We start from the raw sequence: 12,637 nt of genomic DNA on the forward strand, positions 1-12,637 counted from the left end.
GACCCCGACCCGCTGTGGGAGCCATGACCGAGTACGTGCTGCTGGTGCAGCCCGCCGTGAACCGCGTGTACGCCGAGGCGTCGGTGGCGCTGACCACCGCCGAGCTGGAGGTGGCCAACCGGGCGGTGCTCGGCGGGCGGGTGGCGGGGATCGGGGAGACCGAGCTGGCCGGGGTGCGCTACGTCGGCTTCACCGCCGACGGGCTCGACGAGCGGGACGCGGCGGTGCTGGCCAACCTGTCCTCGGCGTTCGCCCTGTTCGCCCGGCGCGGCGACCTGCTCGAACCGGTGGCGCTGCGCCCGCTCGACCGCTTCGACGACGACCTGCTGACCATCCAGAAGTACTCGGGCAAGACCAACGAGCACTTCACCAAGCTGCTGCTCAACGTCGCGGTCTGGTCCTCGGCCGCGGCGGGCGAGGCGCTGGGGCGCAGGCTGCGGGTGCTGGACCCGGTGTGCGGCCGGGGCACGACGCTCAACCAGGCGCTGATGTACGGCTGGCACGCCGCGGGCCTCGACCTCGACGAGAAGGACTTCGAGGCCTACGCGCAGTTCATCCAGACCTGGCTCAAGCGCAAGCGCCTCAAGCACCAGGCCGAGACCACCCGCATCCGCCGGGAGAAGCGCACCATCGGCAGGCAGCTGCGCGCCACCATCGGCATCGACAAGGACAGCTACAAGGCGGGCGACTCGCTGGAGCTGACCTTCGTCAACGGCGACACCGTGCACGCCGACGAGTACTTCAAGGCGGGCTCGTTCGACGTCGTCGTGGGCGACGCCCCCTACGGCGTGCGGCACGCCTCCCGGGCGGGCGGCCCGCGCGAGCTGGACCGCAGGCCGCTGGACCTCATCGCCGCCTCGGCCCCGGCCTGGACGCGCCTGCTCAAGCCGGGCGGGACGGTCGGGTTGTCCTGGAACACCGTGGTGACCCCGCGCGAGCAGGTCCTCGACGCGCTCTCCCGCGCGGGCCTGGAGCCGTTGGACGACGAGGTCTACCGCTCCTTCGAGCACCGGGTGGACCAGGCGATCACCCGGGACCTGGTCGTCGCCCGCAAACCGTCCTGACAGGACAGTGGGGCGGCGATCGCGTCGCCGCCCCACTGTCCTGCGCTCAGGAACCGAGCTGCTGGGCGAACATCGGCGTCGCCTTGTCGATCGCGTAGAGCGTGCCCAGCGTGGACCCGGACGAGAACGCGTTGATGAGCGTCTTGTCCTCCAGGATCAGCAGGTGCCCGGCCTTGGCGCTCGGGATCGAGCCGAGGATCGGGTCGTTCTTCAGCGGGGTGGCGTCGGAGCCGATCGGGAACAGCACGGTGAGGTCCGAGCTGAGCAGTTCGATCTGCTCGCGCGAGAGGTCCACGCTGAAGCTGCCGGTGGCCAGCGCCTGCACCTCGGGCTTGTTCTTCATGCCCAGGCTCTCCAGGAAGTCCACGCGGGAGTCGCCGCGCACGTAGGCGCTGTACTTGTCCGAGTAGTACGCGCCCACCGCGACCTGCTTGCCGTTGAGCACGGGGTGGTCCGCCTTGGCCTTGTCGAACGCCGCGTCGACCTCGGAGATCAGCTTCTTGCCCTCGTCGGCCTTGCCCAGCGCCTGCGAGACCAGCTCCATCTGCTGCCGCCAGGTGGTGCCGTAGGCGACGACACCGGACGGCGCCGAGACGGTGGGGGCGATCTTGGACAGCTCCTTGTACTTGTCCTCGGAGTTGTCCGACCGGGTGTTGAGGATGACGTCGGGCTGCAACTGGGCGATGGCCGCGTAGTCCAGCTCCAGCGTCGGCAGGATCTGCGGCGCGGTGGTGTACTTGCCCGCCGCCCACGGGCCGACGCCCTCGCCGCCGAAGGCCAGCCAGTCGCTCGCGGCGATCGGCTGCACGCCCAGGGCCAGCGCGGTCTCGGCGTCCGACCAGCCCAGCGCGACGACCTTGCGCGGGTTGGCGGGCACCGTCACCGCGCCGAACATCGTCTGCACGGTGGCGGGCTGGGCCGCGCCGCCCGCGGGCTGGGCGCCGGTGGAGGGGTCCTCCACCTGGCCGCAGCCCGCCAGGGCGAGCGCGGCGGCCGCGACCGCGGCGAAGAGGCGGAGCTTCACGGTGTTTCTCCTTCTGGGCAGTGGTGGCGGCCGATCGGCACGACCATCGGGGTGCCGGACACCGGGTCCGGCACGATCCGCGAGCGCAGCCCGAAGACCCGCTCGACGACGTCCGCGGTCACCACCTCGGTCGGCCCGCCCTGGGCGACGACCTCCCCGCCGCGCAGGGCGATGAGGTGGTCGGCGTAGCGGCAGGCCAGGTTCAGGTCGTGCAGCACGACGGCGATGGTGGTGCCGTGCGCGCGGTTGAGGTCGGTCAGCAGGTCGAGCACCTCGACCTGGTGGGTGATGTCGAGGTGGGTGGTGGGCTCGTCGAGCAGCAGCAGGTCGGTGCGCTGGGCCAGGGCCATGGCGATCCACACCCGCTGGCGCTGCCCGCCGGACAGCTCCGCCACCGGGCGGTCGGCGACCTCCAGGGTGTTCGTGGCGGCCAGCGCCTCGGCCACCGCCGCGTCGTCGGCGGCGGTCCAGCGGCGGAACCAGCCCTGGTGCGGGTAGCGGCCGCGGCCGACCAGGTCCGCGACGGTGATGCCCTCGGGGGCGACCGGGGTCTGCGGGAGGATGCCGAGCACGGTGGCCAGTTCCCGGTTGGGGATGTCGTGCACGTCCCGGTCGTCGAGGAACACCCCGCCGGAGACCGGGGCCAGCAGTCGGGCGAGCCCGCGCAGCAGGGTCGACTTGCCGCAGGCGTTGGGGCCGACGACCATCGTGACCTTGCCGGGCGGGATGGTCACGGTGAGGCCCTTGACCACCTCCCGGCGGTCGTAGGCCAGCCGCAGCGCGTCCGCGCGCAGGGTGTGCTCGGCCGTCATCATCCGCCCTTCCCGGTCCGGTTCGCCCTGGCCAGCAGCAGGAGCAGGTAGGGGGCGCCGACCGCGCCGGTCAGCACGCCCACCGGGTACTGCGGCAGGCCGGGCAGGTTCTGCGCGGCGAAGTCCGCGACCTGCACGACCGCGGCGCCGACCAGCCCGGACACCAGCAGCGCGGGGCTGCCGTCGCGGGCCAGCCGCCTGCCGATGGGGGCGGCGAGCAGCGCGACGAAGGCCACCGGCCCGGCGGCGGCGGTGGCCGCGCCCGCGAGCGCGACGGCGCAGGCGAGCAGCCCCAGGCGCGCGGGTTCGACCGGGGCGCCGAGGCCCTTGGCGGCGTCGTCGCCCAGGCGCAGCAGGCCCAGGGTGCGCGCGAGCGCGGCCACCGCGGGCAGCAGCACGGCCAGCAGCACCGCCAGCGGCACGACCTGGGCCCAGCCGCGGCCGTTGAGGCTGCCGGTGAGCCAGACCAGCGCGTCCTGGGCGGTGGCCACCTGCGAGCGGGTCATCACGTAGGACACGACGCTGAGCAGGATCGCGGCGATGCCGACGCCGACGAGCACCAGCCGGGAGCCGGAGATGCCGCCGCGCCAGGTGAGCCCGTACATGACCACGGCGGTGAGCAGCGCGCCCGCGAGCGCGACCAGCGACACGGCGGTGCCGCTCAGGCCCAGCGCGGTGATGCCGAGCACCGCCGCGGCGCTCGCGCCGGTGTTGATGCCGATGATGTCCGGGCTCGCGAGCGGGTTGCCCAGCAGGCTCTGGAACACCGCGCCGGAGACGCCGAAGGCCAGGCCCACCAGCACCGCGGCCAGCGCCCTCGGCAGCTTGAGGTCGAAGATGATGTAGTCGGTGGTTCTGCTGCCCTGACCGGCCAGTGTGGACAGCACGTCGGGCAGGGACACGTACCCGCGCCCCAGGCTCAGCGAGACGGCGGCGGCCGCGACGACGACGGCGAGCAGCGCGGCGGCGACGAGCGCGGTGCGGCGGCGCACCGCCCAGCGGCTGCGCGCGATGACCTCGTGCGGTGCGACCACCCCGGGCGCCGGGGCCGCCTCGTGCGGCGCGGTCACGGGGCCGCCACCCCCTTGCCGCGCACCAGCGCGATGAACACCGGGGCGCCGATGACGGCGGTGAGGATGCCGACCTGGAGCTCCCCCGGCCGGGCGATCACCCGGCCCACGACGTCCGCGCCGAGCAGCAGGACCGGGGCCAGCACGGCGCAGTGGGGCAGCAGCCAGCGGTGGTCGGGGCCGGTGGCGACCCTGGCCAGCAGCGGCACCGCGAGGCCGACGAACGCGATCGGGCCCACCGCGGCGGTGGCCGCCCCGCACAGCAGCACCACCGACGCGCCCGCGAGCACCCGGGTGCGGGTGACGTCCTGGCCCAGGGCGCGGGCGAGGTCGTCGCCCATGGCCAGGGCGTTGAGCGGGCGGGCGGCGGCGAAGGCGAGCAGCAGGCCGAGCGCGAGGAACGGCAGCACCTGCCAGAACACCGCCATCGACCGCCCGGACAGCGCCCCCACCTGCCAGAACCGGAACTGGTCGAAGGCGTCGGTGCTGGTCAGCAGCACCGCGGTGGTCATGGACACGAACGCGGCGTTGGCGGCGGCGCCCGCGAGCGCGAGCTTGAGCGGGGTGGCGCCCTCGCGGCCGAGCGCGCCGACGCCGTAGACCAGCGCGGAGGCGACCACGGCGCCCGCGAAGCCGAACCAGACGTAGCCGGGCAGGGTGGCGACCCCGAAGGCGACGATGCCGATGACGACGAACAGCGCTGCTCCGGCGTTGATGCCGAGGATGCCGGGGTCGGCCAGCGGGTTGCGCGCCACCGCCTGCATCACCGCGCCCGCCACGCCGAGCGCGGCGCCGACGACGAGGCCGACGAGGGTCCTGGGCACCCGCTCGGTGCGGACGAACAGGTGGTCGGGGTTCTGCGGGTCGAACCGGAACAGCGCGTCGAGGACGGTCCCCGCCGGGATGGCCTTGCTGCCGACGAAGACGCTGAGCACCACCACGGCGGCGAGCAGCACCGCGGCGAGCGCGAGACCCGCGGCCAGCCGACCGGCGGGCCGCGCGCGCACGGGCGCGGCGGGGGCACCTGCGGCCATGGCACCTCCTCGTCGACCGGGCTCCGGAGCTGTCTTAGGTTAGGCTAACGACAGTCCCGTTGAGTAGTCGGACCTCGGAGTTCGCCGTCACAATCCCGCCATGCCGTCACTGTCGGTGACTTCCTCCAGTCCTCAGCGCGGCGCGGACCACGCCGCCCACAGGCGCGCGTAGTCGCCCCCGGCGGCCAGCAGGTCGGCGTGCGGGCCCGCCTCCGCGACCCGCCCGTCCGCGAGCACCACGACCCGGTCGGCGGCCGCGGCCTGGGTGAGCCGGTGGGCGACGACGAGCGCGGTGCGGCCCGCCAGGGCGGCGTCGGCTGCGCGTTCGAGCACCCGGGCGCCCGCGCTGCCCGCGTCGGCGGTCGCCTCGTCGAGGATCACCACCGGCGGGTCGGCCAGCACCAGCCGGGCCAGCGCGAGGTGCTGGCCCTCGGCGGCGGTGAGCGGGTGCCCGCCGTCGCCGACGCGGGTGGCCAGGCCGTCGGGCAGCGCCTGCACCCAGTCCAGGGCGCCCACGGCGCGCAGCGCCGCCCGCAGCTCGTCGTCGGTGGCGCCCGCGCGGGCCAGCCGCAGGTCCTCGGCCACGCTCCCGGCGAAGACGTGGACCTCCTGGCTCACCAGGTGCACGGGGCAGCCGGGGCGCACGGGGACGCCGCCGAGGGTGATCGAGCCCTCGTCCGGCTCCGCCACGCCCGCGACGAGGCGGGCGAGGGTCGTCTTGCCCGCGCCGTTGGCGCCGACGAGCGCGACCCGCTCCCCCGCGAGCACCTCCAGGTCGACGCCGCGCAGCACGGGGGTGCCGTCGTAGCCGAAGTGGACGCCTGCGAGCTTGAGGTCGGCACCGGGGTGCGGGCGCGGTTCGGCGCGCTCGGACGGTTCGAGCAGCAGCCCGACGAGCCGGGACAGCGACGCCGCCGCGAGTTGCAGGTCGTCGGCCAGGCCCAGGACGGCGTTGATGGGGTTGAAGATGCCGTGGAAGTACAGCGCGGCGGCGGTGGCGGCGCCCACGGTGACCTCGCCCGCGTCGACCAGGAAGAAGCCGGTGACGAGCACGGCGGTGAGCCCGATGAACTCCGCGAGGTTGAGCCTGCTGTAGAAGCGGGTCAGCAGGTAGACGCCGCGCACGGCCAGGTCCACGGCGGTGGTGGAGCGCTCGGCCACGAGGTCGGTGTGCTTGTCGCGCAAGCCGAACGCGCGCACGGTGCGCGCGCCTTCCACCGACTCCAGGAGTTGCTGCTGCTGCGCGCCCACCGCGATGCGCTGCTCGGCGTAGACCTTGCGGGCGTTGCGCGCGTACCAGCGGACGGTGTGCAGCTGCACGGGCGCGGCCAGCACGCCCGCGATGAGGAACCGCCAGTCCAGCACGGCCATGCCCACCAGGCTCAGCACGATCGTCACCGCGGAGCGGGCGAGGGTGGGCAGGGCGGTGCGCACGGCGTCGGCCACCACGCCGACGTCGCGGCTGGCGCGGGCGGTGAGGTCGCCCGCGCCCGCCGCCTCCACCCGCGCCAGCGGCAGGTCGAGCGCGGCGCCGAGGAACCGCTCGCGCAGGTCGGCCAGCACGGACTCGCCCAGCCGCGCCACCTTCGCGCCGCTGACGGCGGTGGCCACCCCGGAGACCAGGGCGACCGCGCCGAGCGCGACCACGGGCCAGGTGAGCGCGCCCGGGTCGGCGGCGATCACCGCGTCCACCACCAGGCCCAGCAGCGGCGCGGCGAGCAGGCCGACGCCGGTGCCGAGCACGAGGGTGAGCCCGGCGACGACGGCCAACCGGGGCCGCGCCCTCACCAGGTCCCAGACGGCGCGCCAGGTCTGGCGCGGGGCGGCGGTGGGCAGCAGGGCGCTCATGCCAGCACCACCGCCCGGTAGTCGGCGTGGTCGCGCACCAGGTCCGCGTGCGCGCCCTCGCGGTCGCCGAAGACCACCCGGTCGGTGTGGGCGAGCAGGGCGGGGCTGGTGGTGACGAGGATGGTCGTGCGCCCCGCCCGCAGTGCGCGCAAGGCGGCGGCGATGGCGGTCTCGGTGACCGTGTCGACGGCGGTGGTGGGGTCGTGCAGCACCAGCACCGGGGGGTCGGCGGCGAGCGCGCGGGCGAGGGCGAGCCGCTGGCGCTGCCCGCCGGACAGCTCGCGCGGGTCGCGGTCGGGGACGGTGCCGACGGCGGCCAGCGCGCGCTCGTCGGTGACGGTGTCGCCCGCGAACAGGTCGACCCGGTGCGGTGACACCAGGACGGCGGCGCGCACCTCGTCCAGGGACGCGCCCGCGACGTCGGCGCCGTCGAGGGTGAACGTGCCCGCCTCGCGCGCCAGCGCGGCCAGCAGCGGGGCCGGGTCGGCGGTGACGACGCCGACGTGCTCGCCGGGGCGCACCGACAACCCGTCCACCGCCACGGCCCCCCGCACCGGCCCGAGGGCGCGACCCCCGTCGGGCACGTCCTCCGGCGTGGCCAGGAGTTCGCGCACCCGGGCGCCGGAGGCCTTGCTCAGCACCAGTTCCCCGGCCACCCAGGCCAGCATCGTCAACGGCCACACCGCGAACTGCGCCAGCCCCACGGCCGCGACGAGGTCCCCGACGCTGATGTCGCCCGCCAGCGCGAGCCGACCGCCCACCAGCGCCACCCCGGCCAGGAACACGCCGTTGAGGCCCGCGACGGCGCCGTCGAGCGCGCCCCGGGTGCGGGCCGCGGCCACGGCGGCGTCCAGCGAGGCCCGGCTCAGCGGCCGGTACCGGGCGTGCGCGGCCCGCTCGGCGCCGATGCCCTTGAGCACCCGCAACCCGGCGACCAGGTCGGCGGCCACGCCCACCGCCTCGGCGGCGCGCTCCTGCTCGCGGGCGCCGCGCCCCTCCAACCGCCGCGCCAGCACGCCGGTGATGGCGGCGACGACGAGCGCGGACACCAGCACCAGCGCGCCCAGCGGCACCGACATCCGCAGCAGCGCCACCGCGGCCACCACCAACCCGGCCACGCCGGAGACGCCCAGCGGCACCGCCAGCGCCCGCGAGCCGACCCGCTTGGCGTCGCCGGTGGCCAGGTGCACCAGCTCGCCCGGGGTCCCCGGCACCCCGCGCAGCACCCGGCGCACCACCGACAGCCGCACGTCGTGCTCGATGAACAGCGCGGCCTTCTCCGCGCCCCGGTGGCCCCAGCGGTAGCTGAACGACACCAGCGCGAACACCGCGGCGAGCACGGCGCACCAGCGCACCAGCGCCCACCCGTCGTGCGGGGCGGTCGCCTCGTCGATCACCACGCCGACCACGACCGGCACCAGGGCTTCCCCGGTCTGGTAGAGGGCGGCGAGCAGGCAGGCGAGCAGGACCCGCCGACGGTGCGCGTGCATGAGGGCAGGCTAACCTCACCCACCGACACCCCGGGAGCGCGACCGGTCACACGGCGCAGACGCACACCCGCAGCTCGTCCAGGCTCACCCGCATCGAGACGAAGCACCGGTCGAGCACGATGTCCACGCCGACGACCTTGCCGCCCGCCCGCGCCATGTGCACCGCCACCACCGTGTTCCCGACGACCTGGGCGTAGCCGTCGGCGGCGGAGCGGTCGAACACCGCCCACCGGCCGTGCTTGCGGACGAACTCGCGGTTGGCCGAGGTCAGCGGTTCGGTGAAGGGGTCGACCCACTCGCGGGCCTCGACCCGGATGGAGCGCCCGTCGGCGCCGGAGTCGAACAGGGCCACGAAGCCGTCGTCGGCGCGCAGCTCCAGGAAGCCGGAGGCGGTGTCGGCCTCACCGCCGGGGTCGACGTAGTGCACCCGGCGCACCCGCCGGATCGTCCGGCCGACCAGCTCGTCCACGCGCAGTTCCACGGTTGAGCACCACCCCGCCGCACCCCGTCCCCGTCACCCCCCAGGGTAGCTGCGAGGCACCCTCGTCGTCGCGCCTTGTCACCCACTCATCGCAGGCACCGGCGCAGCGCAACGGGCACCCGGGCCGTCCACTCAGGACACAACCGGGGTCGGGCGGTGACGGTGCGCGACGGCGCTCGGCGCGCGCGGCGGCCACCGCGCGCCTACACTTTTCGAGCCTCCCTCACCCCGCCGGGTCCGACGACGAAAGACCCGGGAGCACGCTTGACCACCGCCCTCACCCGCCCCGACGCCCGGGAGCGGTTCGCCGCCACCGCCGCCTTCGTCCGCGAAGCCCTGGTGGAGGCCGACCACGCCGCGCTGGCGCACTTCGCGCACCCGGACGTGCGCGACGTGTCCGCGCTGCGGTTGTTCGACGACGGCCTGCCCGGCCTGGGGTTCGCGCTGCGGCGCCTGCACGACCGGTTCCCCGACCTGCGCGCGCGGGTGGACCTGCTGCGCGAGTGCGGCCCCGGGACGGTGGAGGCGCACCTCGCGCTCGTCGGCACCTACCGCGCGCCCGACCTCATGCCCAGCGGCCGCGACGGTCGGCGGGCCGGGTGGCGCCAGGTGCACCGGTTCGCCTTCCGCGGCGAGCGGGTGGCGGCGCACCTGGGCTGGGTCGACCGGGCGGCGCTGCGCGACTGCCTCGGCCCGGCCCACTGACCGCTCAGCGCACCGGCAGCGGGAGGTCCTGCGTCGGGGTCTCCTCGGTGAGGATGGTGTCGAGGACCTTGTTCGCGCGGCGGACGCGCCAGACCGCGGCGGTGAGCGCGGCGGCGACGGGCGCGGCGGTGATCCACAGCAGTGTCATGGCTACCCGGTTCGTCGGGGGCCCGGCGCGGCGGCGGCGCGGGGGGCGCCGCCGCCGGTCGACCGGGGGGTCGTTGCGTCCATCGCAACGACCCGTCGGTAGTTACCACTCGTAGCGATCCGGCGGGCATCTTCGCGTGTTTCCACCCGATCGGACCACGTTCATCCCACGGTCATCCCACGGTCAGTCCTCGTCGAAGATCTCCTCGACGACCTCGCCGAGCACCATGCCGCCGAAGATGCCCGCCGCGGCGCCGCCGATCATCGCGCCCATGCCGGGGCCGCGGTGCTGATCGTGGCCGTGGTGGCCGCCGTGCAGGCCGTGGCCGCCGTACTGGTGGTCACCGTAGTGCTGGCCCCCGTAGTGCCCGCCGCCGTGGTGCCCGCCGTGGCCGTGGGCGACCTGGTTGAGCCAGCCGTCGATGATCGGCCGCCAGTCGGCGCGCTCGGCCTCGTGGTGGGGCATGGCGAACCGGCCGAACACGTCGCCGCCCGCGCGGAACAGCCCGCCGCGCTTGTCGGCCTCCAGCACCACGTGCAGCTCGTGCGGGGTGGCGACGAAGGTCAGCTCGACCTGCTGCACCCGCCCGGCGAGGTGGTGCGGCGGGAAGAACTCCAGCTCCTGGAAGAAGCCCATCACCTGCGGCACGCCGTGCAGCACGCCCGCCTCCACGTCGGCGGTGCGGAACTGGAAGCCCAGCTCGCCGAACGCGTCGAGCACCCGCTCCTGCGAGGGCAGCGGGTGCACCTGCACCGGGTCCAGGTCGCCGGGGTCCGGGGCGCCCGCCACCACCAGCTCGGTGCGCAGGCCCACGCCCGCGCCGGGCAGCGGCGCGCCGCCGACGGCGGTGATCGGCGCCTCCCACGGCACCTCCAGCCGGAACGGCAGGTCCAGCCGCTGGCCCTCGCGGACGTGCACGCGGTCGGCCACCGCCACCCGCAGCAGCTCACCGGTGGCCACGCCCTCGTGGTCGCCGTGCTCGACCTCGACGCGGGTGACCAGCGACAGCAGCACCCGGTCGACGTCGGCCGGGGCGCTGCCGCCCTGGATGCGCACCTCGCCGCCGATGACCTGGCCCGGCCTGGCGTGCGGGGAGTGCAGCACGGTGTCCACCGAGGGTCCGCCGACGCCGAACGCCGAGAGCATCCGCTTGAACATCCGGGTAGTCCTCCTGACGGCGCGCCCCGGGGGCCCACCGCGGGCCGCGCGTCCAGGGATGCCGCAAATCGGACGGTACCGGATCTTGCTCACCCGGCGACGAAGAACCGGCGGATCCATTCCCGGATTCCGCGCGCGACTACTCGGCGGAACCATTCGGGCACGCTGGGGCGGTGTCGGGATTACGCGATTATGCGCGCAGCGAGGAGACGACCTCATTCGCCGCGGACACCGCCGTGCGGCACTGCCCACCGGTGTCCGACGGGCCGCTCGCGCCCGCGCTGACGACGATCCCGCCGCCCCCGCCGGTGCCCACGACGACCTCGCACAGCCGCGACCCGTCGGTGCGCTGCGCGCGCACCAGGGCGGGCTGCCCGTCGACGGCGGTGGGCTCGAACAGCTTCCACCGCAGCCCGTCGCCGCCCGGGTCGGGCCGCTCGGCGTCGCGGTAGGCCTCCGCCAGCGGGTCGGCGGAGCTGAACGCGACGGTGATCCTCGGCCAGTCCACCTTGTCGGCCCACACGCAGTACCGCTGACCACCGCCCTCGTGCGGCTGCCCGTCGCCGTAGACGCCGAGCCCCAGCGGGATCGACCGCGGCACCGCGGCGCACGGGTCGGAGGCCGCGGCCAGGTCGAGCGACTTCGCCACCGCGGGCGGCGTGGTCGGCCTGCCCGCCACCCCGACGACGGGGGCACCCGGCGCGCTGCCGACACCGCACCCGCTCAGCACGAGCACCGCCACCGCGGCGGACACCGCTCCCCTGGTCGACATGGCACCACCCCCTCCAACCGCCCCTGCGCTCCCATCATCCCCGCCCGCGCCCGGTTCCGGGGAGCCCGAGCGCATTTTCCCCACCGTTGTTCGCGCACGCAAAGACGAATGTCGCAGGCGATTGTGCGACACCGGTCGATTTGCGTTCCCGGTGACAAGAAAAGCGCGGTACCCGAACCCGCCCCGGGTTGCGCCCCCTAGCCCGGGCAGACCTAGGGGGGTTGAGCGCACCCGCCGCGACTGCCACGGTGGTGCAGAACGTGAAGAGGAGTGCACATCCCATGACCACGCCCGGCGACCCCTGGCTGCGCAGGCTGCGCACCGCCCCCACCCGGGCCGCCCGCCTGGTCTGCCTGCCCCCCGAGGGCGCCGACGCCCTGTTCCCCCTCCCCCTCGCCCGCGCCATCTCCCACCCCCTCGAAGTCCTCGGCGTGCAGTACCCCGGCCGCCGCGACCGCCGCACCGAACCACCGCTCACCTCCGTCGAAGCCCTCGCGGAGGGCATCGCCACCGCCCTGCCCGGGGACGCCCCCCTCGCCCTCTTCGGCCACGGCCTCGGCGCCCTCGTGGCCCTGGAGGTCGCCCGCCGCACCCCTGCGGTCACCCTGTTCACCTCCGGCTGCCCCGCCCCCAGCCGCCGCTTCCCCGCCCACCCCACCGGCACCGGCCCCACCCGAGCCGACACCGAAGCCGCCGCCACCTACCACTGGTCCGGCCACCCCCTCGCCATCCCCCTCACCGCCCTGGCGGGCGAACACGACCCCCGAGCCCCCGTCGACCGCGTCGCCGAGTGGCACCAGGTCACCACCGGCCCCTTCGACCTCCAGGTCTTCTCCGGCGATCACACCTACCTCACCCACTGCGCCTCCACCATCGCCACCGCAGTGGGCGAACGCGTCATGGAGTTGATCAGCTGACGCCCCCGCTCCTCCCCCACCGATCCCGCGCTGCCCGCCCCGCCCAAGCGGATGGCCCGGTGCGAGAAGGAAGCCCCCCCCCCCACGAACCCGGGCCGCACCACCACCCACCCG

The 12,637-nt window shown here is 75.2% G+C and carries 13 protein-coding genes; 3 read left to right on the top strand and 10 right to left on the bottom strand.

The window, feature by feature from the left end:
- Positions 1-23: 23 nt before the first annotated feature.
- A complete protein-coding gene (locus tag BJP25_RS22175) occupies positions 24-1,064 on the top strand; it encodes a TRM11 family SAM-dependent methyltransferase (protein ID WP_075976934.1) in 1,041 nt (346 codons plus the stop codon).
- Between the two features lie 46 nt (positions 1,065-1,110).
- Here BJP25_RS22175 and BJP25_RS22180 read toward each other — a convergent pair whose 3' ends face one another.
- The 7 genes from BJP25_RS22180 to BJP25_RS22210 form a co-directional block, all read right to left on the bottom strand.
- Complete coding sequence (locus BJP25_RS22180) at positions 1,111-2,088, bottom strand: iron-siderophore ABC transporter substrate-binding protein (RefSeq protein ID WP_198943582.1); 978 nt, start codon at positions 2,086-2,088, stop codon at positions 1,111-1,113.
- A complete protein-coding gene (locus tag BJP25_RS22185) occupies positions 2,085-2,900 on the bottom strand; it encodes an ABC transporter ATP-binding protein (protein ID WP_075976935.1) in 816 nt (271 codons plus the stop codon). The genes BJP25_RS22180 and BJP25_RS22185 overlap by 4 nt, the downstream gene beginning before the upstream one ends.
- On the bottom strand, positions 2,900-3,970 hold the full coding sequence (locus BJP25_RS22190; protein WP_233158207.1) for a FecCD family ABC transporter permease: 1,071 nt from the start codon (positions 3,968-3,970) through the stop codon (positions 2,900-2,902). The genes BJP25_RS22185 and BJP25_RS22190 overlap by 1 nt, the downstream gene beginning before the upstream one ends.
- Complete coding sequence (locus BJP25_RS22195) at positions 3,967-5,004, bottom strand: FecCD family ABC transporter permease (RefSeq protein WP_075976936.1); 1,038 nt, start codon at positions 5,002-5,004, stop codon at positions 3,967-3,969. Before BJP25_RS22195 ends, BJP25_RS22190 begins: the two co-directional genes overlap by 4 nt.
- Positions 5,005-5,136: 132 nt before the next feature.
- On the bottom strand, positions 5,137-6,852 hold the full coding sequence (locus tag BJP25_RS22200; RefSeq protein ID WP_075976937.1) for an ABC transporter ATP-binding protein: 1,716 nt from the start codon (positions 6,850-6,852) through the stop codon (positions 5,137-5,139).
- Complete coding sequence (locus tag BJP25_RS22205; RefSeq protein ID WP_075976938.1) at positions 6,849-8,342, bottom strand: ABC transporter transmembrane domain-containing protein; 1,494 nt, start codon at positions 8,340-8,342, stop codon at positions 6,849-6,851. The genes BJP25_RS22200 and BJP25_RS22205 overlap by 4 nt, the downstream gene beginning before the upstream one ends.
- A 46-nt stretch (positions 8,343-8,388) precedes the next feature.
- A complete protein-coding gene (locus BJP25_RS22210) occupies positions 8,389-8,823 on the bottom strand; it encodes a hypothetical protein (RefSeq protein WP_075976939.1) in 435 nt (144 codons plus the stop codon).
- A gap of 264 nt (positions 8,824-9,087) precedes the next feature.
- Here BJP25_RS22210 and BJP25_RS22215 point away from each other — a divergent pair, with 264 nt between their 5' ends.
- Positions 9,088-9,528: an ester cyclase gene (locus BJP25_RS22215; protein WP_075976940.1), complete on the top strand. Its 441-nt coding sequence runs from the start codon at positions 9,088-9,090 to the stop codon at positions 9,526-9,528.
- Between the two features lie 4 nt (positions 9,529-9,532).
- Here BJP25_RS22215 and BJP25_RS34300 read toward each other — a convergent pair whose 3' ends face one another.
- The 3 genes from BJP25_RS34300 to BJP25_RS22225 form a co-directional block, all read right to left on the bottom strand.
- Positions 9,533-9,676, bottom strand: coding sequence for a hypothetical protein (locus BJP25_RS34300; RefSeq protein WP_158075705.1), 144 nt, complete (start codon positions 9,674-9,676; stop codon positions 9,533-9,535).
- Between the two features lie 183 nt (positions 9,677-9,859).
- Positions 9,860-10,834, bottom strand: coding sequence for a sporulation protein (locus BJP25_RS22220; RefSeq protein ID WP_075976941.1), 975 nt, complete (start codon positions 10,832-10,834; stop codon positions 9,860-9,862).
- Positions 10,835-11,024: 190 nt separating this feature from the next.
- Positions 11,025-11,606: a DUF3558 family protein gene (locus BJP25_RS22225; protein ID WP_158075706.1), complete on the bottom strand. Its 582-nt coding sequence runs from the start codon at positions 11,604-11,606 to the stop codon at positions 11,025-11,027.
- A 281-nt stretch (positions 11,607-11,887) separates the two neighbouring features.
- On the opposite strand from BJP25_RS22225, the gene BJP25_RS22230 reads away from it, so the two are divergent.
- Positions 11,888-12,523 carry a thioesterase II family protein gene (locus BJP25_RS22230; protein ID WP_075976943.1) on the top strand — a complete coding sequence of 212 codons (636 nt, stop codon included), beginning with the start codon at positions 11,888-11,890 and terminating at the stop codon, positions 12,521-12,523.
- Positions 12,524-12,637 lie beyond the last annotated feature (114 nt).

It is taken from the genome of Actinokineospora bangkokensis (assembly GCF_001940455.1).
In the GTDB taxonomy this organism is placed as follows: Bacteria; Actinomycetota; Actinomycetes; order Mycobacteriales; family Pseudonocardiaceae; genus Actinokineospora; species Actinokineospora bangkokensis.

Coding starts and splice junctions, on each gene's coding strand:
- BJP25_RS34300 (WP_158075705.1), bottom strand. CDS start 9,676: ATGACACTGCTGTGGATCACCGCCGCGCCCGTCGCCGCCGCGCTCACC.
- BJP25_RS22185 (WP_075976935.1), bottom strand. CDS start 2,900: ATGACGGCCGAGCACACCCTGCGCGCGGACGCGCTGCGGCTGGCCTAC.
- BJP25_RS22205 (WP_075976938.1), bottom strand. CDS start 8,342: ATGCACGCGCACCGTCGGCGGGTCCTGCTCGCCTGCCTGCTCGCCGCC.
- BJP25_RS22225 (WP_158075706.1), bottom strand. CDS start 11,606: ATGTCGACCAGGGGAGCGGTGTCCGCCGCGGTGGCGGTGCTCGTGCTG.
- BJP25_RS22230 (WP_075976943.1), top strand. CDS start 11,888: ATGACCACGCCCGGCGACCCCTGGCTGCGCAGGCTGCGCACCGCCCCC.
- BJP25_RS22175 (WP_075976934.1), top strand. CDS start 24: ATGACCGAGTACGTGCTGCTGGTGCAGCCCGCCGTGAACCGCGTGTAC.
- BJP25_RS22195 (WP_075976936.1), bottom strand. CDS start 5,004: ATGGCCGCAGGTGCCCCCGCCGCGCCCGTGCGCGCGCGGCCCGCCGGT.
- BJP25_RS22220 (WP_075976941.1), bottom strand. CDS start 10,834: ATGTTCAAGCGGATGCTCTCGGCGTTCGGCGTCGGCGGACCCTCGGTG.
- BJP25_RS22200 (WP_075976937.1), bottom strand. CDS start 6,852: ATGAGCGCCCTGCTGCCCACCGCCGCCCCGCGCCAGACCTGGCGCGCC.